This window comes from Nocardia salmonicida (assembly GCF_036142455.1).
GTDB classification, from domain to species: Bacteria; Actinomycetota; Actinomycetes; order Mycobacteriales; family Mycobacteriaceae; genus Nocardia; species Nocardia salmonicida.
Window position 1 is genome coordinate 634,767 of sequence record NZ_CP108014.1, and the last position, 24,402, is coordinate 659,168.

Consider the following 24,402-nt stretch of genomic DNA (forward strand, 5'->3'; position numbering starts at 1 on the left):
ACATGAAAAAGCCCCGCACCACTGGTGCGGGGCTTTTTCAGTTCACGCCGAAATCAGATGGCGCGGACGTCCTGGGCCTGCGGGCCCTTCTGGCCCTGGCCGACCTCGAACTCCACCCGCTGTCCCTCTTCGAGGGACTTGAAGCCCGAGCCGCCGATAGCCGAGTAGTGAACGAAGACGTCGGGGCCGCCTCCGTCTTGGGCGATGAAGCCGAAGCCCTTTTCGCCGTTGAACCACTTGACGGTGCCTTGAGTCATGTTTTAAAAGTCTTTTCCGTAGGTGAGCCATGGCGATCACTTGCGATCAGCCCAGTCTCAGCAACCCAGTATGCCATACTCGCCAGCAAACCGCGCCTAGCGCTTTCTCGCAACGCGATCTGGGCGGAGTCTGGGGTGGAAAACCGGCGTGTCGCGTCGCTCGGCAACCAATGTGAGTGCCCCTTTCCCACCGCGTCGCGGACTGTGCCAATCTGGGCGGTATGGGTGAGACGAACGCGGGGCGTGGCGGGCACGTCGACCTGGCCATGCGGGTGCTCGACGCGCATGTGGCGTTCACCAAGCAGCAGCTGCGTGAGCCCGCCGGGTTCCTCGAGTTCGTCACCGAGGAGATCGACGGTGCGCTCGACGAGGCCGCGGAGCTGACGCTGGCCGAGGCGGTCACCCGCGAGCAGATCAAGGCGGTCGCGCACAAGTTCGCCGTGCAGGTTCCGGTGGAGGGGGCGATTCCCGAACTCGTCGGCGAGATCGCGACGCGCTTGTACAACCATCGCGCCAACGACGAGATCGAAGTCGGCGAGCTCGTCGACAACCGCCGCTTCGACGAGCTGGTCGACGCCGTCGCCGACCTGGACCTCACCCACCGTCTGGTGCGGCTGGTGCTCGACAGCCCGGTGACCGTCGACGCGTGCGTCGAGGCGGTCCAGCGCGCGGTGGTCACCGCGGTCGACGAGGGCCTGCACCCCGAAGGGGGAGGGCTGGTCCGATCGTTGCGCGGCGCGCTGTCGCGGTTGGCCGAACCGGCGATGCCGGCGATCGAGAGCGGCGTCGGCAGGCTCACCCGCACCGGCGCGCGATTCGTGTTGCGCGGCACCAGCAGTGACGTCGACGAGGTGCTGCTCGACAGCGCCCGCGAGACCTGGCGCAAACACACCGGCGACGCGGTCGGCTCGTTCCGTGATCTGGTCTCGGCCACCGATGTCGAAGACATCGTGGTGCTCGTCTTCGAATTCTGGCGCACCTTCCGCGATACCGACTACTTCCGCGCCCTGCTCGATGAGGGCGTCGACCACGTCTTCGACAAATACGGCGACACCCCCCTTGCCGAATTGCTGGCTGAGCTGGGCGTAGGGCGCGCGGAGATGCTCGAAGAGGCGCTGCGTTTCGGCCCGCCGGTCCTGGAAACACTCGACGAGCGTGGCTATCTCGATACCGTGCTGCGCCGCAGGCTGGCCCCGTTCTACGCCTCCGACGCCTTCCGGGCCGCTGTGTCCGGGATGGAGTGACCGCACCAGTTCCATTCGGCCGCTGGCATGTCGGGATGTGTCGGTACGATTCGTGCAACGATGGGGCGCTTGCCTGCCACCGGATCTCGATCGAAAGGCTGCCGTGACACGTCTGTCCTCCCTGCTCGACCAGATCGACTCCGGTGCTGTGCTGCTGCCCGAATTCCAGCGTGGCTACGTGTGGAACCGCGATCAGGTGCGCGGACTCATGCGGTCGCTGTACCTGGGGTATCCGGTCGGTGGGTTGCTGGTGTGGGAGACCGGGTCCGAGGACATCGCGGTGCGCGGGTCGACGACCGGCTCGGGGCTGCGCCAGTTGCTGCTCGACGGGCAACAGCGCATCACCACCCTCTACGGGATCATGCGCGGGACGGCGCCGTCGTTCTTCGAAGGCGACGAGATCGCTTTCACCGGTTTGCATTTCGATGTCGAGCGTGAGCTTTTCGAATTCCAGGTGCCCGGCCGCGATACCGCGCCGGCCTGGATCGACATCACCGAACTGTTCGCCCAGGGCCCGATGCACTACCTGTCCAGGTTCCCGGACGAGTCGCCGGAAACCCTTGCGCTCTATCTCGATCGCCTGAACAAGGTTCGCGAGGTCGCCAACCGCGAGTTCAATGTCGAGACCATCACCGGATCGGATCGCACGGTCGACGAGGTGGTCGACATCTTCAACCGGGTCAACTCCGGCGGCACCAAGCTGTCCAAGGGCGACCTCGCGCTGGCCACGCTGTGCGCGCAGTGGCCGCAGGCCAGGGGCAACCTGCGCGACCACCTGATCCGCTGGGACAAAGACGGCTACACCTTCACCCTGGACTGGTTGCTGCGCAATGTGATCGCGGTCGGCAACGGGCGCGCGCACTTCGACGCGCTCGGTGATCTCGCGCCCGCGGAATTCGAACAGGCGCTGGTGGACACCACCGAGCAGGTCGATACCTTCCTCGACACCGTGGCGGGTAGGCTCGGACTCGATCACGACCGAGTCCTGATGGGGCGCTACGCGATTCCGGTGATCACCCGGCTGCTGTTTCTCAACGGCGGCCGTTTCGACAACGATCTGCACCGCGACCGGGTGCTGTACTGGTACGTGCATTCGGCGCTGTGGGGCCGGTTCAGCGGCTCCACCGAGACCTTCCTGCAGCAGGACTACGACACGCTCGAGCGTGGTGGCATCGACGCGCTGATCGGCTCGCTGGAACGGCTGCGCGGCGGCTCGCTCGATCTGTGCGCCGACGATTTCGCCGGTGCCACCCGCGGGTCCCGGTTCTATCCGCTGCTCTACATGCTGACCCGCGTCGACGGTTCGCGTGATCTCGGCAGCGGCTCGGAACTCGGCATCGAGCAGTTCGGTGAGCGCACGCCCGTGCAGGTGCACTACCTGTTCCCGAAAACGCTGCTGCGCGATGCCGGTTACGAACGCAACGAGATCAACGCGATCGCCAACTTCTGCTTCCTCGGCCCCGGGTCCGAGGCCGAGCTCGGCGAGCGCGAGCCCGCCGAATACTTCGCCGAGGTGGAGCGCCGCAACCCGGGTGCGCTCGCCTCGCAGTGGATTCCGACCGACCCGTCGCTGTGGCGGGTGGAGAACTATCGCGAGTTCCTGCGCGCCCGCCGCAAACTGCTCTCCGCCTCGGCCGATGCCTTCCTCGAAAAGCTGCGCACCGGCAAGCTGCACCGCCCGACCCTGCTGACGGTGGGTGTGGCCGGGGTGACCGTCGGCGATCCCGCGGTGGACCAGGTCAACGCGCTCGTCGACGACCTCGTCGCCGACGGCTTCGGCTTCCCGCTGCTCGACAGCGAGGTCTCCGACCCGGTCACCGGGCGCGAACTCGCTGTCGCCGAGGCTTTTTGGCCCGAAGGTCTGCAGCCGGGCGTCGGCATGCCGGTCGTACTCGTGCTCGAACCGTCCAATGCCGACCTCACCCGCTTCGCCCAGCTGGGCTACGCGGTGTTCACCTCCGTCGACGCCCTGCGCGGGTACGTCGACAACCTGCGCGTGGAAGCCTCCGGTGATACCTCCGTCGACGGCCCGGTAGGCGACCTGGCCGTACTGGCCGACCGTCTGCCCGCCACCTGGGTCGGCAACTCCGAACAGGTCTGGTTCCGCTTCGCCTGGAATCAGCTGGAGCACGACCGCGCCGACGGCCCCGATGCGCTGCTCGGCGCCGAACAGCTCGCCCTGCGCTACATCGCCCTGTGGGCGCTCACCCGCACCTTCTACATCCACGCCTTCGACCAGGGCAATCCGGGCGAATGGCGCTACTACCTCGGCGACGCCATCGGCCCGAGCCCTCTGGTTCCGCGCGCCTGGCTGGCCCAGCGCGCCGTCGAATCCGGTGCGCTGGCCCCCGGCATGCCGCCCGGCGACGAAGACATCGCGATCGCGCTCGTGCACGGCGTCATCGATACCGTCGAAGAGGTCGCCACCGCCCTGGCCCATATCCTCGGCGGTCCGGGACTCTTCGCGTCCCTGTGGGCATCGGCGGGCGCGGCCGAGCACTACGGCTACCCCCTGTCCAACGACCAGATCAACGACCTGATCAACCAGGTGGTCAACGACCCCGAGTCCCGAAAGATCCAGGCCTACAACTGGATCGAGGCAGGACTGCCGCTCTAGGGCTTCCCGGTCGCGCGCTGGAAGGTCGAGACGAAGTCGGTCAGCGCGGTGCGATCTTCGAGATCGGCGGGCCGGTAACCGCGATCGGCTTCGACGGTGATCGAGGTGCCCGCGCGCACGGGCAGCTCGTCCCAGCACACCGGCAGCACCGGTAGCTGTACGGTGCGCTCGCCGACGGTCAGGGTGATGGCCGAGGTGTATCTGTTCGCGACGGTCATCAGCGCCTCGACCGCTTGCTCGGTGAGCGGTCCCGCGGCGGTGAATTCTTCGATGTACACGGCCTCCACTCTTCAAGACGCTCACAAGGGAGTGACAAGTGGGGCCGCTTAGGGTGGCGCCATGATGCGTAAATGGGTGGAACGAGCGTTGCTCGTCCTGGGGTGGGGCGCGGTGGTCGCGGCGGTCGTCGGGATCGTGTTGCACGTCGTGGACTGGCGCCAGAAGTCGATGGTGTTGTTGGCGTCGGGGGCGATGTGGTTGATGCTCGGTGCGGTCGTGGGGCTGGTGCTGATGCTTCTCGCGCGGGGATGGCGCAGTTCGGGGGCCGCGATCCTGGTGCTCGCCGGCGCAGCGTGGCTGGTGGTGCCGTCCTACATTCCGGAGGCCAGGGCGGCGCAAGGGCCGGAACTGGTGGTGATGCAGTCGAATATCCTCTTCGGCAAGGCCGACCCGGTCGCCGTGGTCGGTGCGGTGCGTGACAACAACGTCGACGTACTCACCGTCGAGGAATTGACCGTCGACTCGATCGCGGGTCTGCGCGGGGCAGGACTCGAAGAGCGGCTGCCCTACTTCTATCTCGAACCGGCGCAGTCGGGCGGTGGCGGCACCGGCATCTACAGCCGATACCCGTTGCGCGACAACAAGAAGTACGACGGCTTCATCATGAGTAATATCTCCGCGATCATGGAACACCCGCAGCGTGGTCCGATGCCGGTGTTCGCCTTCCATCCGATTCCGCCCAACATCGACTTCGGCGCCTGGTCGGCGGAGATGCGCGAGTTCGACGAGATCCTCGCGGCGACCAGCGCACCCGCGATCGTCGGCGCGGATTTCAATGCGACACATGATCATTCGGCCTACCGAGCGCTGCTCGACGGCGCGTTCGCCTCGGCCGCCGACCAGACCGGCGACGGCGTCCTGCTCACCTACCCGTCGGATCGCCGCTGGGGACCGGTGATCGGGATCGATCATATCCTCGTCGCAGGTGGGGTGGCAGAACAGATCCGCACCCTCACCATCCCCGGTTCCGACCATCGCGCGGTGCTGGCGACGATCCGAATGGGCCTGTGACAGTGGTCGTTTACCATGTGATCGCTCGATCGCGGACCGCACGGCGTCCGCGTCTTTTCCGGGGAGGACAGCGCATGAGAAGACATCGGTTCGGCGCGACCATGGCAGCTTTGGTGAGCATCGGCATGCTCGTATCCGGTTGCGGCGCGACAACAGTCGCCAGCGACCAGGCGCAGCCGGTCATGGACAACCCGTGGGAGGTGGCGGGGGCGGCGTCGTCCACCGGTCCCAGCGGGTCGCGTCCCGGTGTGCCCGACACGGACAAGAAGGCCGACAACGGCGACAACGGCAAGATCGACAAGCTCGCGCTCAATGCCATCGCCGACATCGAGGAGTACTGGCAGACCGAGTATTCCAAGACGTTCCGCGGCAACTTCAAGCCCGCCTCGAAGTACATCTCGTGGTCGGCGAAAGCGCCGGAGTCGGAGTCGGTGCAGTTCTGCAAGAGCAGCACCTACAAGCTGGTCAACGCCGCCTACTGCCCGCTCGACCACACCATCGGCTGGGACCGCACCGTCCTGCTGCCGCTGCTGGTCGACAAGTACAAGGAGATGTCGGTGGTGATGGTGCTCGCCCACGAATACGGGCACGCCATCCAGTCCCAGGCCGACCTGCTGCGCGGGTTCCTCACCGACGCGCTGGTCAAGGAGCAGCAGGCCGACTGCCTGGCCGGTGTGTTCCTTCGCCATGTGGCAGAAGGCAATTCGAAGCACTTCACGCTCAACACCACAGACGGCCTCAACGGTGTGCTCGGCGCCACCGTCGCCGTGCGCGACCGCGACCCCAATGACCCCGACGCCGTCCACGGTTCGGCGTTCGAGCGGGTCACCGCCGTGCAGATGGGTTACACCCAGGGCGCCAAGTCCTGCAAGGACATCAACGAGGACGAGATCGAGAAGCGTCGAGCCGGTCTGCCGGTCACGTTCGAAGAGGATGAACGCGACAAGCAACTGCCGGTGAACAAGGAGACGTTGACTACTTTGGCCGCCCAGCTGGGCAAGTCGATGCCGGTCAAGAACGCGCCGAAGTTCGACTACGCCGGCGTCACCCGCAACTGCTCCTCGACGACCACCACCGAGCCGGTCTCCTACTGCCCGGGTTCCAACACCATCGGCACCGACATTCCCGCTATGGCCAAGCGCGCGGGAGAGGGCTCCAGCACCAAGGAGGAGCCGCTGTCGGCGGTCGTCACCGGCGACTACAACGCGGCCGCGGTGTTCGTGTCCCGCTATGCCCTCGCGGTGCAGCAGGATCGCAAGCTGTCACTGTCGGGTGCCGATTCCGCGGGCCTGCGCACCGCGTGCCTGACGGGCGTGCTGACCACGAAACTCAGTGAGCCGAGCAGTGATCCGCGTCTGTCGGCCGGTGACCTCGACGAGGCGGTTTCGGGCCTGCTCGCCGACGGCCTCGCGGCCTCCGACGTCAACGGCAAGGTGGTGCCGAGCGGATATCAGCGCCTGGAGGCGTTCCGCACCGGCGTCCTCAGCGGCGAACAGGCCTGCCTGAACCAGTTCAAGTAGGTCAGCGCGAAGCGGGCAGTGACCGCAGGGAGCTGAGGGTGTTCGCCACCGCGCGGGCAGCCTCGGCTCCCTTTGTCACGAAGTGGTTGGTGTAGTAGTCCACGTGCTCGCTGTGCTCGTGGAAGTGATGCGGGGTGAGCACCACCGAGAACACCGGCACATCGGTGTCGAGCTGCACGCGCATCAGGCCGTCGATCACCGCGGAGGCGACGAAGTCGTGGCGGTAGATGCCGCCGTCGACGACCAGGGCCGCGGCGACGATCGCGTCGTAGCGGCCGGTGCGCGCCAGGCGCTGGGCGTGCAGGGGGATCTCGAAGGCTCCGGGGACGTCGAACACCTCGACGACCTCGGGATCGAACCCGAAGCCTGTGTATTCGGCGAGGAAGCCCTCGTGCGCCTTGTTGACGATGGAGCTGTGCCAGCTCGCGCGGATGAAGGCAACGGCGCCGGAAGACGTGGTCATGAGCAGAGTCTACTAGGTCACCCGCACGGGAACTTACTGGCCGGTAACATGGGCTGACAGCCAGTCGGTGACATCGCCGAGCACCTGCGCGCGCTCGGGTTCGTTGAACACCTCGTGGTAGAGCCCGGGGTAGCGCAGCACTGTCACGTCGGTCGAGCCCGCGTCACGTTCGAGAAGGTCGGCGCTCGACGGAGACGCGATCACGTCGGCGGTGCCGTGCAGCACCAGCAGTGGCGCGGTGAGCGCGCCGAGGCGCTGTTTCACCAGTGCGGTGTGTTGCAGGATCTCCACCGCCGTGCGCGCTGGCAGCTTGCCGCGGAAGACCAGCGGGTCGTCGTCGTAGGCGCGAACCACCGCGGGATCGCGGCTGATCGTGGACGAATCCAGAGTCAGCACACCGAGATTCGGCGCGAGCCGGGTGAGCAGCGGAGCGGCCAGGCGCTGGATCGGGTTGCCGAGCGGGATGTCGAGGGGTGGCGCGGACACGATGATGCCCGCCACGTCGAGCGGTCCGCGAGTCGCCAGGTGCAGCACCACCAGGCTGCCCATTGAATGTCCCAGCAGGAACCGGGGGATACCGGGATGGGCGGCGCCCGCGAGACCGAGCAGAGTCGCGACATTGTCGGCGGCGCCCTGCATCGAACCGATATTGGCCGCCGCACCCTCGGACAGGCCGTGCCCGATGTGGTCGAGCGCGTAGACGGCGAAACCCGCGTCGGTCAGTGTGGTGCTGACGTATTCGTAGCGGCCCGAGTGTTCGGCGACGCCGTGCACCAGCACCACCACCGCGCGCGGCGCCGTCTCGGGTTGCCATGCGCGCCAAGCGATCTTGCCGCCGTGCCCCGCGAACTCGCCGGTGTCGGTTGTCATCGTGGCGCTCCTCCTGCTCCGGGCGCCGCGGCGAGCCGCTCGATGAGACGCCGGTTGAACTCGATCAGCCGAGCGTAGTTGAGCCGCGAGATCCGCTCGTCGGTTCCGTGGATACGTTCCAGATCGGCCGCGTTCACCACGATCGGCGCGAAGTTGCACCGGGTCACGGCCAAGCCGTCGTAGTGGCGTGAATCGGTGGCGCCGGGCACGATTCCGGTGGTGGTCACGATTCCGGGCACCACGCTGGAGGCCAGTTCGGCGACCAGGTCGTAAGCCGGGCCCGGCTCGGTGAACCGGGAAGGCTCCGACGCCGGTCCGACGAGGTCGATCGCCACGCCGATATCGCGGATCACCCGGGCGCAGTGCGCCAGCACCGCCGCCACCGAATCACCGGGCAGGATACGGAAATTCACCAGCGCCTCGGCGCTCTGTGGGAGCACATTGGCCTTCACCCCGCCGCTGATCACCGTGGGTGCGGTGGTGGTGCGGACAAGTGCTTCGGTGGTCGGGCCCGCCGCCATGATCCGGGCGACGAGCGGGCCGGTCAGTCTGGCCAGTCCGCGCGTGTCGGTGAGTTCGAGCAGTCTGCGCCGTGGTTCGGGCATTGCCTCGCGCATGCGGGCGAGCATGTCGCTGATCACCGGCGTCAGCCGCAGCGGCATCGGATGATCCTGCACGCGCGCGACCGCACGTGCCAGTCGTCCCACCGCGGTCTGCTTGCCTGGCATCGAGGAGTGACCGCCGGTCTCGGTGACCGAAAGCCGGACGGTCGCATAGCCTTTCTCGCCGAGCATGATGCTGGCCACCGGCCGGTCGACCCCGTCGGCGACGCCGTCGGTGATCACCCCGCCCTCGTCGAGCAGCAACTCCGCGCGCACGTTCTCCTTGCGCAGGTGCTCGGCCATCCGGACCGCGCCGCCGTCGCCGAAGACCTCTTCGTCGTGCCCGAAGGCGAGGAACATGGTGTGGCGCGGGCGAATTCCGGCCGCCAATGACCCCTCGACCGCCTCCAGGACGGCGAGCACGCGGCTCTTGTCGTCGATCGCGCCACGGCCCCAGATGAATTCGTCGTCGACGACACCGGCGAACGGGGGATGGGTCCAGCGTTGCGCGTCGTCGGCGGGCACCACGTCCTGGTGGGCGAGCAGGATGGCCGACACCGAGCCAGGCTCGGCGCCGTCCCAGCGGTAGAGCCTGCTGTGGCCGAAGCTCGTCAAAGCCAGCTCGGCGTGCACGCGGGGGAACGAGGTCTCCAGGTGGGTGGCCAGGCGGACGAACTCCGCGTCGGCGGTGTGCGCGGGATCCTCGGTCGACACCGTCGCGCACTGCAACGCGACGGCCAGCCGCTGTGCGACCTCGTCGTCGACGCCCTCGGTGACGGGGGACATGGCGGTGTTCTCGGTGATCGGGCGCATCTCAGTCATTGTGGCCCGTGGCGAGGCCCTTCGCCCAGCAAAGGCGTCCGAACCGCCGAGATGGTGGCGCGGTGTGATGCGGTCAGACGGTCCGGCGACGCGCCATCTAAGCTGGCACCATGGCAGGAGGCAAGGGCGGCAAGCCGTCGAAGGAAGCCAGGGCCGCGGCTAAAGCGGCCCGTAAGCAGGCATCACGCGAGCGACGTCAGCAGTTGTGGCAGGCGTTCAACATGCAGCGCAAGGAAGACAAGGCGCTGCTGCCGCTGATGATCGGCGCACTGGTCGGCACCACGGTGGTCTTCTTCCTCATCGGGCTGATCTTCGACATGCAGTGGTTCCTGCTGCCGCTGGGTCTGCTGCTGGGTGTGCTGCTGGCATTCATCCTGTTCGGGCGCCGCGTGCAGAAGAACGTGTACCGCAAGGCCGAGGGTCAGGCGGGCGCCGCGGCGTGGGTGCTGGAGAACCTGCAGGGCAAGTGGCGGGTCGCCAACGGCGTCGCCGCGACCACCCAGCTCGACGCCGTGCACCGCGTCATCGGCCTGCCCGGGGTGATCTTCGTCGCCGAGGGTTCGCCGCAGCGGGTCAAATCGCTCATTCAGCAGGAGAAGAAGCGCACCGCCCGCCTGGTCGGTGACACCCCCATCTACGAAGTGATCGTCGGCAACGAGGAAGGCCAGACTCCCCTCAAGGAGCTGCAGAAATACCTCACCAAGCTGCCGCGCAACATCGATGTCAAGCGGATCGACCAGATCGAGGGCAGGCTCTCGGCCCTGAGCTCGCGCAGTGGTCCCGCGATGCCGAAGGGCCCGATGCCCCCCGGCGCGAAAATGAAGGGCATGCAGCGCGCGATCCGTCGCCGCTGACCCACTCCCGCCACGAGCCCGTCACCTGTCCGGTGACGGGCTCGCGACGTTGTCAGGCGTTGGGTGAGCGGGCCCAAACGGCTCAGCGAGCGTTGACCAGTGCCGTCCCGGTGGCCCGGTCGTGCATGCCGCGGCCGTCGGCATCGGTGAACAGCGCGGGCACCACGAACACCAGCAGCACCTGCCTGGCCAGCGCGCGCACGAATCCCACCGCCACCGGTGCGTCGATGCGCAGCACCCGCAGCTTCATGAAGTACTGGCCAGGGGTGAACCCGAACAGCGTCACCGCGGCTACGCCGACCACGAACCACACCAGCAGCGGCACCGACGACGACACGAAACTGCGGGTGATCACCGCCGCGATCCCGACCGCGATGAACCAGTCGATGAACAGCGCGACGACTCGGCGCCACGTGGGGGCGAGGGAGCCCGCTCCTTCGCGCGGCAACCCGTACAGCTCACCGGGGTAGCCGGAGATGTCCGAGTCGCCGGGTTCGCTCGGGGATCCGGATAGCCATGTGCCGGTAATACGCGCCATGGCTCCCAGGATAGTGGCGCGCGATCGGCCGCCCACGACCGCATTAATGGAGGTCACGTCAGCGCGGGATCACGCGGATGGCAGGATTAGCGTGAAGGTCGCGCCCGGATGGCTGACATCACCCAGGTATCCGGCTCGCGTAACACTGGCGAAACACAGCCTTGACTGTTGGGAAACACCGCGTCCTTAGCGTCAGGTCGCGACGAACCCCTTCGTGGCGACTGCGCGCAGGTCGTTCGAAAGGGCCAGCATCGCGACTGGCTGGGAACCGATTCGTAAGGAGAGCAAGTGACGTTCAGCACGGCCGAAGAGGTCATCCAGTACATCAAGGAAGAGGACATCGAATACGTCGATATCCGCTTCTCCGACCTGCCCGGCGTCCAGCAGCACTTCTCGATCCCGGCCAAGGCGTTCACCGCTGACCTGGCGGAAGAGGGTCTGGCGTTCGACGGCTCCTCGGTGCGTGGCTTCCAGTCGATCGACGAGTCGGACATGCTCCTGCTCCCCGACTTCAGCACCGCCCGGATCGACCCGTTCCGTGCCGCGAAGACGCTCAACCTGAACTTCTTCGTGCACGACCCGTTCACCCGTGAGGCGTACTCCCGCGACCCGCGCAACATCGCGCGTAAGGCGGAGGAGTACCTGCGTTCGACCGGTATCGCCGACACCGCGTTCTTCGGTGCCGAGGCCGAGTTCTACATCTTCGACGGCGTTCGCTACGGCTCGCAGATGAACAGCTCGTTCTACGAGATCGAGTCCGTCTCGGGCTCGTGGAACACCGGCAAGGAGTTCAACCCGGACGGCAGCCGCAACCTCGGCTACAAGGTCCGCAACAAGGGTGGCTACTTCCCCGTCGCACCGTACGACCACTACGTCGACCTGCGCGACGAGATCTCGACCAACCTGCAGAACGCGGGCTTCGAGCTCGAGCGCGGGCACCACGAGGTCGGCACCGCCGGTCAGGCCGAGATCAACTACAAGTTCGGCACGCTGCTCTCGGCGGCGGACGACCTGCAGCTGTTCAAGTACATCGTGAAGAACACCGCGTGGAAGGCCGGCAAGTCGGTCACCTTCATGCCGAAGCCCCTCTTCGGTGACAACGGCTCGGGCATGCACGTGCACCAGTCGCTGTGGAAGGACGGCAAGCCGCTGTTCCACGACGAGGCCGGCTACGGTGGCCTCTCGGATCTGGCGCGTCACTACATCGGCGGCATCCTGCACCACGCCCCGTCGCTGCTGGCGTTCACCAACCCGACCGTGAACTCGTACCACCGTCTGGTGCCGGGCTACGAGGCCCCCATCAACCTGGTGTACTCGCAGCGCAACCGCTCGGCTGCCGTGCGTATCCCGGTGACCGGCAACAACCCGAAGGCCAAGCGCATCGAGTTCCGCGCGCCTGACTCCTCGGGCAACCCGTACCTGGCCTTCGCCGCCATGATGATGGCCGGCCTGGACGGCATCAAGAACAAGATCGAGCCGCTGGCTCCGGTCGACAAGGACCTCTACGAGCTCCCGCCGGAGGAGGCCAAGAACATCCCCCAGGCCCCCACCAGCCTGGCCACGGTCATCGATCGCCTCGAGGCAGACCACGACTACCTCACCGAGGGCAACGTCTTCACGCCTGACCTCATCGAGACCTGGATCAACATCAAGCGCGAGCACGAGATCGCCCCGGTCAACCTGCGCCCGCACCCGTACGAGTTCGAGCTCTACTACGACGTGTGATCCTGACCTGCGGGAACGGGCCTGATCGGCCCGTTCCGTACGCAGTGGGTACGCAGTAAACGGTGTCGAGTCCACCCGCCCCGTGATCACAGAACGCGATCACGCGGCGGGTGGACTCGTCTGTATCCGGGCACAGATGCCCGGCGAGGTAGCGCGCTATGAACCACCGAGCGACATGGACGTCACCGTGCGCGTCGGGCAACCGTCCGGCGCGGGCTGCCCTGCCAGACGCTCATCGATCCAACGCAGGACCGCGGAAGTCGCGCTGATCGCGAGACTGACGTGCTCGCTCAATTGGTCCCGCGTATAGGTGATTCGGGCCCCCGATGCGCACCACTGTGCCACCGCCCTGTCGGGCCCCGCGATGGTGACGATCTCGTCGTGCACGGCGTTGTAGAGGAACAGCGGCGCGGTCTGCGACGAGGGGCTGAAGTCCAACTCGGCCAACGACTCTTGTATCTGCTCGATGAGTTGCGAAAAAGGGATCGTCAGGTAGTCGTCCATGCGCAGGAACGCGTGCTGAGCCACGTTCGGCGTCACGCATTTGCTGTCCCCGGCGGCCATCAGCGCTTGCCCGGCAGGCGTCAGGTATTTGTCGAAGGCCGCCGCCAGACGTGGATCGGCGCGCAGCATGCCCGGCAGGAGCGACGGCAGGAAACCGGAGAACGGACCGGCATCGAGCGTCCCCATGTAACTGCCGATGGGCGCTGTCCCTCCACCCATGCCGACGCCGACCAGTCGTATTTCGGGAGCGTAGGTCGGCTGCACGTGCGCGACCCAGCTGGTGCCGTACGCTCCGCCGGAGTAGCCCATCGCGGCAACCGGAGTATCGGTGCCGGACAGGCCGAGCGGCGCGAATCCCTGGGCCGCGCGCACTCCGTCGAGCGCGGCGTAACCCGGCTGTCTCGGGGCGAACAGCGTCCCCTTCGGCCCCTCCCAGTCGGGTACGGAAATCGCATGACCGGACGACAACATCTGCTCGATCTGAATGAGATCCAGCGAGGAGTCGTACTTGTCCGGCGCTCCTTGCCGGAGCACGTAGGAGGGTGCGCACTGTGGGGCCGAGGCATCCGTGGCAGCCTGATAGGTGATCAATCCTTTGACCTGACCGGCTCGCGGGCGCAGCACCGTCGTCACGGTCGCCATGGGTCGGCCGTCGGTATCTGTCGTTCGATACAGCAACTGCCAGGCGTCGGCGTCCTGTGCCTGTGGCGTCAGCGAGGCCACCTCGGCGGGTCGCGAATTCAGGATGGCGCCCGGTGCCTGCGAGTCCCAGCCCGACGGCGGGGTGTAGAACGGGTCGTTCTGCGGAGTGGTCAGCGGATCCGCACTACCGACCGCAGTGGGAGTACCGGTCAAGCACAACACGGCCGAAACTGCGATCAGAACCGAGCGCAGCTGACCGCGCTTGACCACTGAACGCCTTGCACCACAGGCTGATACGACACTGCCCACCATTCGGACTTCCCTCCCTGGAGGGGACCGCTCCGAATCCCCCTGAAGGCAGCCAGATTACATCCCCTGATCCGGATGAATGCCCGAACCGACGACGAAGTTGGTCCCTCGATCAGTTCGCCCGCAGCGAGCGATCTGGCCGGGTTGGTGGCGCGTCACGTGCGTCGGGGAACGGATTCGGCCAACGCCGCGCGGGCATCGATCAGGTGTCGGTCGAGGTCGCCGCCTTCGTGGAGCCAGACTCGGTACGCGGAGAAGAAGCACGCCATCCCGATCTTCGCCCACAGGGCAGGCCGCACGTCGCTGTCGACAGCGACGCCCAGTTGGCGGGCCAGGTGGTGTTCGATGAGCTTTTCCACGGCGGCCTGTTTGGCCAGGTCGCGGGCCTGTAGCGCCGGCGTGCTGGTGATCAGGGCGTCTCGGGTGCGCGCCTGTGCGAGTTGTTCGCCGCCGAATCTGCTGATCAGTGGAGTGATGACGACGGCGAGGGTGGTTTCGGGGTGTTCGCCCTCGGGGCGTTCGGCGAGGAGTCGGGCCAGGTCGGCGCGCAGGTCATCGTCTTCGGGGAAGACCAGCTCTTCTTTGCTGGTGAAGTAGCGGTGCAGGGTGCGGGTGCCGACTTCCGCGGCTGCCGCGATCTCGGCGACGGTGACGCCGTCGAAGCCCCGTTCGGCGAACAGGCGGAACGCGGTGTCGACGATGGACTGCCTGGTCCGTTCCCGTTTGAGTTCCCGCAGCGACATCGAGACAGTGTCGCACGACAGCAATATATGGCAGACTGTGCCATATGACATCAAGTGACAGAACATTCGTCGTCACCGGCGGCACGAGCGGGCTCGGCTACGAATGCGCCAGGATCCTCGCGCTCGACCCGATCAACACGGTGGTGATCACCGGTCGCGACGCGACTCGAACTCGGGAGCTGGCCGCGACGATCGGTGCGCACGGTATGGCGCTTGACCTGTCCTCGCGATCGTCGGTCGGCGCGTTCGTCGCCGAACTCGTCTCCGCCGACCTGCCACCGCTGGCCGGCCTGGTGTGCAACGCGGGCGTGCAGTTCACTCGTCGGACCCTCACCGCAGACGGTATGGAAGCGACCTTCGCCACCAATCACCTCGGCCATCTCGGCCTCATCCTCGATCTGCTCGACCACTTCACCGCACCGGCGCGAATCCTCCTGGTGTCCTCGGGAACCCATGACCCCGACCAGTTCACCGGGATGCCGCACCCACTGCACGCCACGGCACACGCATTGGCCTACCCGCCGCCGCCGACCGAATCCGCACAGCGCGACGCTCGTCGCCGCTACACCACCTCGAAACTGGCGAACCTGCGAACCGCCTACCACCTCGCCCGCGAGTTGGCCCCGCGTGACATCACGGTGAACGCGTTCGACCCAGGTCTGATGCCTGGAACCGGATTGGCCAGGGACGCGGGCGCTTTCCAGCGGCTGGCCTGGAAGACGATCGCCCGCGCCCTCGTCGTACTCCCCGGTGTCCGCACGCCGCAAGGATCCGGCGCGGACCTCGCATGGCTGGCCGCGGCGCCGACCCGCGAGGGGATCACCGGCGAATATCTCGTGCGGCGCACACCGGTCCGATCCTCCGCGGCGTCCTATGACGAACCGGCCCAGCGGGCTCTCTACCGAGACAGCCTGGAGTTGCTCGCCGAGTTGGATACGGACGGCCCGAAGATCGGCGACACGCCCCGGATAATCGGGGCTGGACGGCGAGGCGGCGACCGGCAATAGTCCGGGGGTGCGATTGGGTGTTGTGGTGGCGCGGGCGGTGGCCGGAGTGGCGTTGGTGCTCGGGATGGCGGCGCCGGTCACGGCCGAGCCGGTGAATGTGGCGTTCACGTGGACGCAGGAGTATTTCACCGCGCCGGACGGGACTCGGCTGCACGCTGATGTCCTTCGGCCGCCGGGTGTGGCGGCTGACGCGCGGACTCCGGTGTTGTTGACGGCGAGTCCGTACCGGGCCCATCTGGCGTACCTGTCCCAGCCTAGGCCCGGTGGTGGGCCGTCGACCGATAACCTGCCGGTCGAGTGGGCGCTGCGGGCCGGATACACGTATGTGATCGTCGATCTGCGCGGGTTCGGTGGGTCCAACGGATGCCCGGATTTCGGTGGCCCGGGGGAGCGGTCGGATGTGGCGGCGGCGGTGGAGTGGGCGGCGAGCAGGCCGTGGTCGACGGGTCGGGTCGGGGTGGTCGGGACGTCCTACGAGGGGTGGACCGGGATGATGGCGCTGGCCGCGAAGCCGAAGGGGCTGGCCGCGGTGGCGGCGTTCGAGCCGGTGGTCGATCCGTACTCGTACCTCTACATGCAGGGCACGGCGTGGAAATTCGGTGGAAAACCGTTGACCGAGGACGGGATTCGCCCCGCCGACACCGCGGGCGCGGAACACCTGGCCATCGCTTCGACTCCGGGCCACCCCGACGACGGCGACGAGTACAAAGCCAACGCGATCCAGATGACCCAGGACTGCGCGGCCCGCTACCTCGCCCTCACCACCGACCACAACGCCGCCAACCCGGACTGGCGCGAGCGCGACATGGTCGAGGCCGTCCGCGGCAACACCACCCCGATGTTTCTCGGCCAGAGCTTCCTCGACTCCAACACCCGAGCCGACCGCATCATCGACGCATGGGAAGCCAGAGGCCCCGGCGAACATCGCGCCTGGTTCGGCCAATGGGGCCACTCGGACTGCCGGGAAAAGTGCGGCACACCCCAATTCGGCTCGGAGCTCTACGCATTCCTGGACAAACACGTGGCGGGTGCCGATGTGGAGGTGCCGGGTCCTCCGGTGACCGTCGGCCAGTTCGACGGCGGTTGGCGCGGTGAAACCGTGTGGCCGCCTACGGATTCCCGGCGCGTGTCGGTCGCCTTGCGCACCGGTACCTACAACGATCGTGGTCTGTTGCCCGGCGCGGACCGGGAAATCTGGTCGATTTCGGCGCCGGTCACCGAGCCCGTTCACCTAGCGGGCCGCGCCACCGCGGAGCTGACCCTCTCCGGCCCGCCCGAAGCGACTGTCGCACTGGAGCTTTACGACATCGCTCCCGACGGCCGTGCCACGGTCATCACCCGTGGCATCGCCCCGGTCCGCCCCGAATCCGGGATCCGGTTGCTCTGGCAGGACGCCCGCCTGGCCGCCGGCCACCGCCTCGGCGTCCGGATCACCAACGCGGTCGACGACGTGTGGTCGCACACGCCGACGAACGCCGCCGTCACCGTCGCCTCCGCCCGCCTGGACCTGCCCTTGCTCACCACCCCGCGCGAGCTGGACCTGCCCGGCGGCGTCCCCATTTGGCACGCGCGGTGGCGAACCGAGGAGACCATCGCACTTCCGCCGGAGATGTTGAACGACCCCGCACTTCGCGTCGAACTCGGTGCCGAGTGAGTGTGGTCCGCGCGGCGGCACGGCCGAGTCTCCACGGATGCGGTCATCCTGGCTAACGGTTCATCGTCGGGCTGTTCTCCACGTATCGCGGTGCGGCGCTGACATCTTCGCCTCGCACGACACGCGCGACCAGATCAGGATGGGTCAGCTGCGGGTAGTGCCCGGTGCCGACGATCGTAGTGACCGGCCGATCGGTCGGCTCGATCAGCGGATCGTCCGCACCCACGATGATGTCGACCGGAACCGTGACCCGCGCAAGCTCGGCGGCGAGCTCGTCTCGCGAGGAACCCGCGGCGCGCAAGGCCGCGAAGGTGCGCTGAGCGACGCCGGGCCGCCGCAGATTCGCCACGGCGGAGGCGACGGCGGGTCCATCCGGAATGCTCAGTCGCGCAGCCAATGCCGCAGGAGACATCCGCTTGACGACCTCGGCGGCGATGGGTGAACCCGTGAGCCGAGAGGTCGGCTGTTGCAGAAATGCCGGGGCGATGAGCACGAGTCGTGACACCCGATCGGGATGGCGAAGCGCGAATTCGATGGCGGGCCAGGTACCGAACGAATGACCCACGATGACCGGTCGAGTCCGCACCGGCGCCATCAGCTCCGCCATCCAGTCACCGGTCGACTGCGAAGTAGCCGCCGAACGGCCCAGCCCGGGCAGATCGGCTGCCAGTACCGGTCCATCCAATTCGCGCACTACCTCGGCCCACGAATCACTGTCGACCGGAATGCCGTGCAGTAGAACATATTCCGGCTCGACCTGCTCGCCTACCACCCACGTACCGTCGCGGAATCCGGATTCGGGCGCGGGTGTGACGGTGCCGTTGCGACTGGCGACGATCCCGTCGGCGTAGGTGCGCAGCAGTTCGCCGACCGGCGGATGAGCGACGCCGAGCCGTCGCGCGACGATATCGCTGTCGCCGGTGTCGTAGCGGTCGCTGCTGATGAAGGACAGTGCTTCGGGATCGGCGTGGGTCACCGCCCGTGGCAGTCGCCGGACCAGCGCGGTCGGCAACGTGAAGCGCGGCGCGGCGACGTGCAGATGATCGGCGACGAGCCGAATCAGTTCGGGCAGTGCGGGAGTCGCGGCATCCAGCAGCGGATAGGACTTGCCGACCGTATCGGGTTGCGTGGGCAGCCCGACCATGAACCGGGCCACGTAGTCGAGATCGACGACCGGGACGAAGGTATCGGCGGAGCCCGGCAGTGCGGGCAGGCGACCCTGCCAGAGATTGTCGATGATGTCGGAGAGCCCGAAATACTGGCCGGGTCCGAGCACCCCGGAGGGATTCGCCATGGTCAGCGGGATGTCACGATCGGCCGCGATGCGCCGCAGCAGCAGATCGGCCTCGACTTTCGACGCCTCGTACGCGCCGTTGCCGTAGTCCTGCTCGCCGCCGTCCTCGGCGGCGCGATAGCCGGTGATGTGCACGACGCGCCGCAGATCCGGTTGCCGTGCGGCCCATTCCAGTACGTGCACCGCCCCGTCGAGATTGACCCGACGCGCCACCTCCGCATCCAGCCCGAACTTCATCAACGCGGCCGCGTTGTACACATCGCGCACCCCGTCGATCGTGTCGCCCAGCGCGAGATCCGGTTCGGCGATATCGGTGGTGGTGATGGTCAACCCGGCCGTGTCGACACTCTGCGTGTCGAGCCAGGTCCGCAGCCGATCCTGACTGCCCGCACGCACCGCGGCGGTGACGGTGTGCCCGGTTCGCAGCAGCTCGGCGACCAACGAGCGGCCGATGAATCCGGCGGCGCCGAAAACAATCGAGTCGGTGTGTGCCATGGTGTCCTACTTTCAGTAGACCGATTTACATATTTTGAAGACGTAAGTCCGGAGCGGAGGCGGGAGGAGTTCAGACCAGAATGTCGATGGTGTCGGCGAGGTGCCGCAGCGGTTGGCGTGAGCGGTGGGTGCGAGCCAGCACCAGTCCGCCTTCGATCAGGGCGAGCGCGACCGTGGTGATCCGTTCGGGCTCGGGATGACCGAATCCGATCAATCGTTCCCGGATCGCCTCTTCCCATAGTCGATATGTCGCTGAACAAGCTTGCTGCACGGCGTCATTGGTAGCCGCGGTGTCCAGGGCGACAGCCGCCACCGGGCAACCGATGGTCCAGTCCGATGCTTCCAGCTGATCGCCCAGCAGGTTCATCATCTTGCGCGCGAAATCTCGTGCGTCCGTCGCCTCGATCGTGCGGATGATCCCCGCGATATCGCTACCGCTCTCGGCAAGCGCCGCGGCCACCAATTCGTCCTTGCCGCCGGGGAAGTGGAAGTACAGGGACCCGCGCGGCGCCCCGCTCTCCTGCACGATCTGATTGAGCCCGGCGCCGAAGTAGCCATGCGACTCGATCAGCGACCGCGTCGCCCTGATCAACTTGCACCGCGTTTCGGCTCCCTTTTTGCCCACCCGTTAAAACTAGACCGATCTATATATTTCTGCAACCGTGGCGAACCTCGGCGCCGGTTGGTTTGTCGCAACCAGCGGGCGCCGACTCGACTACGTGTGGCGTGATGCCAGAAGTTCGGCCGCGTCCCCGCACAAGCGGTCGATAACAGCGGCGGCGGGCTCGATATGGGTCACCAAGCCGACTCCCTGGCCCGCGTCCACGGGCGCGAGCTTGGGATCGTCGACCGCGATCGCCGCGCGAAGGCGTTCGGCGTCGGGTAGGTCGTCGGCGTCGGGTCGGGCCCACGGGTCGGTGAACTCGTTGCGCAAGACACGCGCCGGATAGATCGGCGGCCAGGGCAGATCGAGCGCCTCGTCGAACGCGGTGGTGACGGTGGTGCTGCTGGAGTCCGCGGCGAGCATCGCCAGGCGGGCGGATTCGGGCAGCAGTGATTCCTCGGCGGCGGCCAGGCAGGTCCCGAGCCACGCTCCTGCCGCTCCCGCTGCGAGCACGGCGGCGAGCGTGCGCCCGGAGCCGATACCCCCGGCGGCCAGGACCGGCACGGTAGCGATCTCGAGAACTGCGTCGAGCAACGGCAGCAGGCCAAGTCGGTCGGCGCCGTGGCCGCCGCCTTCGCTACCGCGCGCCACCAGAACGTCGATGCCCGCATCCTGCGCCCGGTGCGCGCCTGGGGCGTCGTACACCTGGGTGACGGTAAGGATGCCCGCGTCCTGTACCTGCGGCACCCAGGCGAAATCGGTGCCGAAACTGACCGAGATCAGCCGTGGACGTGCGGCGATCGCGGCTTCGAGCAGGCCGGTTTCGCGGGCGCGGACCCAGTCGACGAGCCCGATCCCGTCCGGCGTACCCGCGATGGCCACCTCGCGCCGCAACGCCGCGACCGACCCCGCGCTGCCCATCCCGATCATCCCGAGCCCACCCGCCGCGCTGACCGCCGCCGCGAGCCGTCCCCCCGCGGCGCCACCCATCGGCGCGTTCACGACCGGCACGCGCAGACCCAACGATCGAGACCACGGTGTCGACAATGACTGCTCTGACATCGGTGCACCTTTCGCCATGGCTGTGACACTCACATCATGGCAGCCGCCAGCGGGCCCTCGAGGCGCGTATCTTCGACGGCACTGCCGAACGATGAGACGGGGACGCTATGACGATCAGAGATCGCCTCGAACAGATGGTGGTCGAGCCGCCGATGGTGTTCGGCGAGCCGATCGACACGGCCGACGGCACGACCATCATCACCGTCTCGCGCGGGAGTGGTGTCCTGCGCCACGCCCGTCCGGTCGGATTGTTCGTCGTCCACGAGGGACGTGTGCACTGGACGCCCGCGATGGACACCAATCGCATCGCTCAATTGGGCGAATGGATCGGCCTACTCGCCGCGGTCATTGCGGCACTGGCGATTCTGCGCCGCCCGCCGTGGCCGGATCTGGGCCGCCGGACCCACTGAGCCCGTAGAGCGCGAGCGTCTCGAATCGCTGCCACGCCTGCGCGGGTGGTGTCGGCGCGCTCGGTTCGATCACTGTGCCGAGCACGCCGATCAACCCACACGACACGAACGCGATCGTGCCTGCTGGCTGCTCGCCGAGGAGCTCACCGACCAGTTCGGTGACGCATTGCTGGTAGGCGCGCACAACGGTGGCGGTCGCTTTCGGCCCGATCAGCGGGCCGTACACCTCGGGATACTGCGCGGCGAGATGGAACATCACGCGCAGCGGCAGGAGCGGGGAACCCGGCGTGGTGGTGCGGACGATCTCGCGACGCAGGAATTCGGTGCAGCTCACCAGCAGCAGGTCGTCCTTGTCGCGATAGTGCGCGTAGAACGTGGACCGCCCGACATCGGCGCGAGCGATGACGTCGCTCACGGTCACCTTGTCGTAGCCGCGCTCGATCATCAGCTCGATCAACGCCTTGTGCAGCGTGTCCCTGGTGCGTCGAACCCGGCGATCGGGGCGCTCGGCCATCGCTTCCTCCTGCACGGTTTTCCCGGATCTGTTCGATAACGGACACCTCGGGCGATTCTGCTCCTGGTGACGTGCGCGGCGGCGTCCGACCATGAACTCATGTCCCGAAATCAGCTTCTCACCCCAATGTTCGTCGACGACGCCGACACCGGCCTCGTCATCGCAGGCCTGCGTCGCTACAACCTGTTCACCTCGGTGTTCTTCCTCGGCAGACACCGTCGGCTGCTCGCCGAACTCGTCACGCGCTCCGGTGCGAACCCGGGTGCTCGCGCACTCGATATCGGTTGCGGTCCCGGCAAACTCGTCCGAGCGCTCGGCGGCGCGGTCGGACCGAGCGGAACTGCCGTCGGTGTCGATCCCTCGGCCACCGCGGTCGCCGACAACAGCGACAGGGATCGCACCACGCACCATCGGTACGTGGTCGGCCCGGCGCAGTCGCTGCCCCTACCCGATGCCGAATTCGACGTAGTCACCTGCACTTTCGTCATGCACCACATCCCCGAGCCACATCGTGACGCCGCGATCGCCGAGATGTGGCGGGTGTTGCGACCGGGCGGGCGACTCCTGCTCGCCGACGCGTCACCGTCACCCCGCATGCGGAAAGTACTCTCGCTGTTCCTCGGCCGTGGCGGCGATCCGTTGGCCGACGCCGATATCCGCCACTACACCGGCCAGGTCGAGGCGGTCGGCTTCACCGATCTCACCTACACCCAGAGCCGCGACCAGACGGGCATCCTGACCGCGCTGAAGCCGGTCGCCCACCACTGATCTCGGCACCGTGTCGGTGCCCTCGGTTAGGGTCGATCTCGACACGATCACCAATCGAGCACGGGGGTGCGGCATGGAGTTCGATCAGCGCGAAATCGAAGCACGGGAGTTCGCCATCGCGGCACATGGTGATCAGCGCTATGGCGAGCATCCCTACATCACCCATCTCGCGGCCGTTCGTGGTGTCCTCGACGATTTCGGCTACAGCGGTGAACTCGCCCTCGCGGCCTGGCTCCACGACGTCGTCGAAGACACTCCGGTCACAGCTGAAGACATCGAATCTCGTTTCGGCCGTGAGGTTCTCGACCTGGTCTGGGCGGTCACCGGCATCGGCCCCGACCGCAAGGCGCGAAACCAGAACGCCTACACCAAGATCGCCGCACACCCGAGGGCCGTGATCCTCAAACTCGCCGACCGCACCGCCAATGCCGAGGCCAGTCCGCTCGCCAGCAGCTGGATGGGCATGTACCGCACCGAGCACCCCACCTTCAAGGCCCACCTCGGCGAACTCCTCGCCGACGACCCCACCGTGGCCCGCATGTGGGAACGCCTCGACCGCCGTCTCGACCCCTCCGTGGCCCCGCCCACCGATCAGTGGGCCGATATCGACCAGCTCGTTGCGGCCGGTGAACACGAGAAGGCCGTCGCGGCAGTTCAAGCGGCCTTCGACTGCAATCCCGGCGAAGCGGAGTTGATCCTCGCCGAGCGCGCCTGAAACGCGTCGCTGACGGCGGTGGCGGGCGCCGCTGTGATTCGGGCAGGTCTCGACCGCGATGTGGCCCGCGAAAGCCGAACTCCTGCCGGCCCTTCTCGTCGTCGCGTGCGGCTGGTTCAGCAGCCTGAATCAGGTCGGGGATTCGGGGTAGTCGGCCGGTCTACAGCGAGCAGCTGACGAGCAGCGGCGACTGCGAGCTCTTCGTCCAGTTGTTCGTGGCCGGTCTTGCCGCCCCCGCCGGGTCCGCCGTCGTCAGCGATGACACGTCGGGCCGACAGGTGGATCCCGTCGACGCCGGTCCGGAGCAATGCCGGGATGTCGCCGACGGCGATTCCGCCACCCGCCATGATCTGGATCCGCCCTGCGGCGTGATCGACCAGTGCGGCGAGTCCGTCGAGGCCCTCGGCGCAGGTGGCTGCCCCGCCGGACGTGAGCACCCTGGTCATGCCCTCGGCGATCAGCATGTCCAGCGCCGCCTCGCGGTCGCGGATCTGATCCATCCCACGATGAAAGGTCAGCTCTATGTCGTCGACATCGACACCATCGAGAACACGGCGTAGACCCTCGTCATCGACCTGGTGGGCGGGGGTGAGCGCACCGATCACCAGACCGGACGCGCCAGCCGAAACCGCCGCGCGCGCATCAGCGTTCATCACCGCGAGCTCAGCAGCGTCGGAGTACACGAAACCGCCGGCCCGGCACCGGATCAACACGTGGACGGGAATCCCGGTCCCCACCGCGGCCTCGATCGTCCCGATACTCGGCGTCAGCCCACCCGTACCGCCCAGCGCCGCACACAATTCCACCCGATCCGCCCCGGCGCGGCGAGCGCCGAGCGCACCCGCCACGTCCTGCACCGCGAACTCGAGCGCGGTCACG

The 24,402-nt window shown here is 67.2% G+C and carries 24 protein-coding genes; 11 read left to right on the forward strand and 13 right to left on the reverse strand.

Translation table 11 applies throughout. The features are described from left to right. Positions 1–53: 53 nt before the first annotated feature. The gene (locus OHS03_RS03230; protein ID WP_056821080.1) at positions 54–257 is read right to left on the reverse strand and encodes a cold-shock protein; all 204 of its coding nucleotides are present in this window, start codon (positions 255–257) and stop codon (positions 54–56) included. Positions 258–478: 221 nt separating this feature from the next. Here OHS03_RS03230 and OHS03_RS03235 point away from each other — a divergent pair, with 221 nt between their 5' ends. Together OHS03_RS03235 and OHS03_RS03240 are read left to right on the forward strand one after the other, a co-directional pair. Beyond that, complete coding sequence (locus OHS03_RS03235) at positions 479–1,501, forward strand: hypothetical protein (RefSeq protein WP_328660656.1); 1,023 nt, start codon at positions 479–481, stop codon at positions 1,499–1,501. Between the two features lie 103 nt (positions 1,502–1,604). Further along, positions 1,605–4,118 (forward strand): GmrSD restriction endonuclease domain-containing protein, encoded by a 2,514-nt coding sequence (locus OHS03_RS03240; protein WP_328660657.1) that lies wholly within the window; start codon positions 1,605–1,607, stop codon positions 4,116–4,118. Here the strand turns inward: OHS03_RS03240 and OHS03_RS03245 are convergent. Beyond that, positions 4,115–4,396: a hypothetical protein gene (locus OHS03_RS03245; protein WP_328660658.1), complete on the reverse strand. Its 282-nt coding sequence runs from the start codon at positions 4,394–4,396 to the stop codon at positions 4,115–4,117. The genes OHS03_RS03240 and OHS03_RS03245 overlap by 4 nt on opposite strands. Before the next feature lie 61 nt (positions 4,397–4,457). On the opposite strand from OHS03_RS03245, the gene OHS03_RS03250 reads away from it, so the two are divergent. Further along, complete coding sequence (locus OHS03_RS03250) at positions 4,458–5,408, forward strand: endonuclease/exonuclease/phosphatase family protein (RefSeq protein ID WP_328660660.1); 951 nt, start codon at positions 4,458–4,460, stop codon at positions 5,406–5,408. A gap of 74 nt (positions 5,409–5,482) precedes the next feature. Next, positions 5,483–6,928, forward strand: a complete 1,446-nt coding sequence (locus OHS03_RS03255) for a neutral zinc metallopeptidase (RefSeq protein ID WP_063057199.1) — start codon at positions 5,483–5,485, stop codon at positions 6,926–6,928. 1 nt (position 6,929) lies between these two features. On the opposite strand, the gene OHS03_RS03260 is transcribed toward OHS03_RS03255, so the two are convergent. From OHS03_RS03260 to OHS03_RS03270, 3 genes are read right to left on the reverse strand one after another with little or no spacing between them, the layout of a single operon-like run. Further along, positions 6,930–7,391 (reverse strand): 6,7-dimethyl-8-ribityllumazine synthase, encoded by a 462-nt coding sequence (locus OHS03_RS03260; RefSeq protein WP_194828495.1) that lies wholly within the window; start codon positions 7,389–7,391, stop codon positions 6,930–6,932. 33 nt (positions 7,392–7,424) lie between these two features. Beyond that, the gene (locus OHS03_RS03265; RefSeq protein WP_328660662.1) at positions 7,425–8,261 is read right to left on the reverse strand and encodes an alpha/beta hydrolase; all 837 of its coding nucleotides are present in this window, start codon (positions 8,259–8,261) and stop codon (positions 7,425–7,427) included. Beyond that, on the reverse strand, positions 8,258–9,676 hold the full coding sequence (locus OHS03_RS03270; protein WP_328660664.1) for a M20/M25/M40 family metallo-hydrolase: 1,419 nt from the start codon (positions 9,674–9,676) through the stop codon (positions 8,258–8,260). The genes OHS03_RS03265 and OHS03_RS03270 overlap by 4 nt, the downstream gene beginning before the upstream one ends. Before the next feature lie 119 nt (positions 9,677–9,795). On the opposite strand from OHS03_RS03270, the gene OHS03_RS03275 reads away from it, so the two are divergent. Beyond that, positions 9,796–10,539: a DUF4191 domain-containing protein gene (locus OHS03_RS03275; protein WP_056821069.1), complete on the forward strand. Its 744-nt coding sequence runs from the start codon at positions 9,796–9,798 to the stop codon at positions 10,537–10,539. A gap of 82 nt (positions 10,540–10,621) precedes the next feature. Here the strand turns inward: OHS03_RS03275 and OHS03_RS03280 are convergent, their stop codons facing one another. Then, positions 10,622–11,077 (reverse strand): RDD family protein, encoded by a 456-nt coding sequence (locus OHS03_RS03280; RefSeq protein WP_328660665.1) that lies wholly within the window; start codon positions 11,075–11,077, stop codon positions 10,622–10,624. A gap of 288 nt (positions 11,078–11,365) precedes the next feature. Between OHS03_RS03280 and glnA the strand changes: the two genes are divergently transcribed. Further along, positions 11,366–12,802, forward strand: coding sequence for a type I glutamate--ammonia ligase (gene glnA, locus OHS03_RS03285; RefSeq protein ID WP_328660668.1), 1,437 nt, complete (start codon positions 11,366–11,368; stop codon positions 12,800–12,802). A gap of 156 nt (positions 12,803–12,958) precedes the next feature. Here glnA and OHS03_RS03290 read toward each other — a convergent pair whose 3' ends face one another. Next, positions 12,959–14,170 carry a lipase family protein gene (locus OHS03_RS03290; RefSeq protein WP_328664068.1) on the reverse strand — a complete coding sequence of 404 codons (1,212 nt, stop codon included), beginning with the start codon at positions 14,168–14,170 and terminating at the stop codon, positions 12,959–12,961. 242 nt (positions 14,171–14,412) lie between these two features. Continuing rightward, positions 14,413–15,000, reverse strand: a complete 588-nt coding sequence (locus tag OHS03_RS03295; RefSeq protein WP_056821063.1) for a TetR family transcriptional regulator — start codon at positions 14,998–15,000, stop codon at positions 14,413–14,415. Positions 15,001–15,044: 44 nt separating this feature from the next. Between OHS03_RS03295 and OHS03_RS03300 the strand changes: the two genes are divergently transcribed. Both OHS03_RS03300 and OHS03_RS03305 read left to right on the forward strand, forming a co-directional pair. Next, on the forward strand, positions 15,045–16,007 hold the full coding sequence (locus OHS03_RS03300; protein WP_328660670.1) for an SDR family NAD(P)-dependent oxidoreductase: 963 nt from the start codon (positions 15,045–15,047) through the stop codon (positions 16,005–16,007). 7 nt (positions 16,008–16,014) lie between these two features. Then, complete coding sequence (locus tag OHS03_RS03305; protein WP_328660672.1) at positions 16,015–17,661, forward strand: CocE/NonD family hydrolase; 1,647 nt, start codon at positions 16,015–16,017, stop codon at positions 17,659–17,661. Between the two features lie 52 nt (positions 17,662–17,713). Here the strand turns inward: OHS03_RS03305 and OHS03_RS03310 are convergent, their stop codons facing one another. The 3 genes from OHS03_RS03310 to OHS03_RS03320 all read right to left on the reverse strand — a co-directional run bounded on the left by OHS03_RS03310 (position 17,714) and on the right by OHS03_RS03320 (position 21,116). Beyond that, the gene (locus OHS03_RS03310; RefSeq protein ID WP_328660674.1) at positions 17,714–19,450 is read right to left on the reverse strand and encodes an alpha/beta fold hydrolase; all 1,737 of its coding nucleotides are present in this window, start codon (positions 19,448–19,450) and stop codon (positions 17,714–17,716) included. A 70-nt stretch (positions 19,451–19,520) separates the two neighbouring features. Further along, positions 19,521–20,075 carry a TetR/AcrR family transcriptional regulator gene (locus OHS03_RS03315; protein ID WP_328660675.1) on the reverse strand — a complete coding sequence of 185 codons (555 nt, stop codon included), beginning with the start codon at positions 20,073–20,075 and terminating at the stop codon, positions 19,521–19,523. Between the two features lie 90 nt (positions 20,076–20,165). Then, entirely contained in the window at positions 20,166–21,116 is a 951-nt protein-coding gene (locus tag OHS03_RS03320) for an NAD(P)H-dependent flavin oxidoreductase (RefSeq protein WP_328660678.1), read from the reverse strand. Positions 21,117–21,223: 107 nt separating this feature from the next. Here OHS03_RS03320 and OHS03_RS03325 point away from each other — a divergent pair, with 107 nt between their 5' ends. Then, on the forward strand, positions 21,224–21,526 hold the full coding sequence (locus tag OHS03_RS03325; RefSeq protein WP_063006120.1) for a hypothetical protein: 303 nt from the start codon (positions 21,224–21,226) through the stop codon (positions 21,524–21,526). On the opposite strand, the gene OHS03_RS03330 is transcribed toward OHS03_RS03325, so the two are convergent. Beyond that, the gene (locus OHS03_RS03330; RefSeq protein ID WP_328660679.1) at positions 21,462–22,040 is read right to left on the reverse strand and encodes a TetR/AcrR family transcriptional regulator; all 579 of its coding nucleotides are present in this window, start codon (positions 22,038–22,040) and stop codon (positions 21,462–21,464) included. The genes OHS03_RS03325 and OHS03_RS03330 overlap by 65 nt on opposite strands. A gap of 99 nt (positions 22,041–22,139) precedes the next feature. Here OHS03_RS03330 and OHS03_RS03335 point away from each other — a divergent pair, with 99 nt between their 5' ends. Next, positions 22,140–22,808 (forward strand): class I SAM-dependent methyltransferase, encoded by a 669-nt coding sequence (locus tag OHS03_RS03335; RefSeq protein WP_328660682.1) that lies wholly within the window; start codon positions 22,140–22,142, stop codon positions 22,806–22,808. A 73-nt stretch (positions 22,809–22,881) separates the two neighbouring features. Further along, complete coding sequence (locus tag OHS03_RS03340; protein WP_328660684.1) at positions 22,882–23,523, forward strand: HD domain-containing protein; 642 nt, start codon at positions 22,882–22,884, stop codon at positions 23,521–23,523. 116 nt (positions 23,524–23,639) lie between these two features. On the opposite strand, the gene OHS03_RS03345 is transcribed toward OHS03_RS03340, so the two are convergent. Beyond that, positions 23,640–24,401: a copper homeostasis protein CutC gene (locus OHS03_RS03345; RefSeq protein ID WP_328660686.1), complete on the reverse strand. Its 762-nt coding sequence runs from the start codon at positions 24,399–24,401 to the stop codon at positions 23,640–23,642. Between the last annotated feature and the right edge of the window lies 1 nt (position 24,402).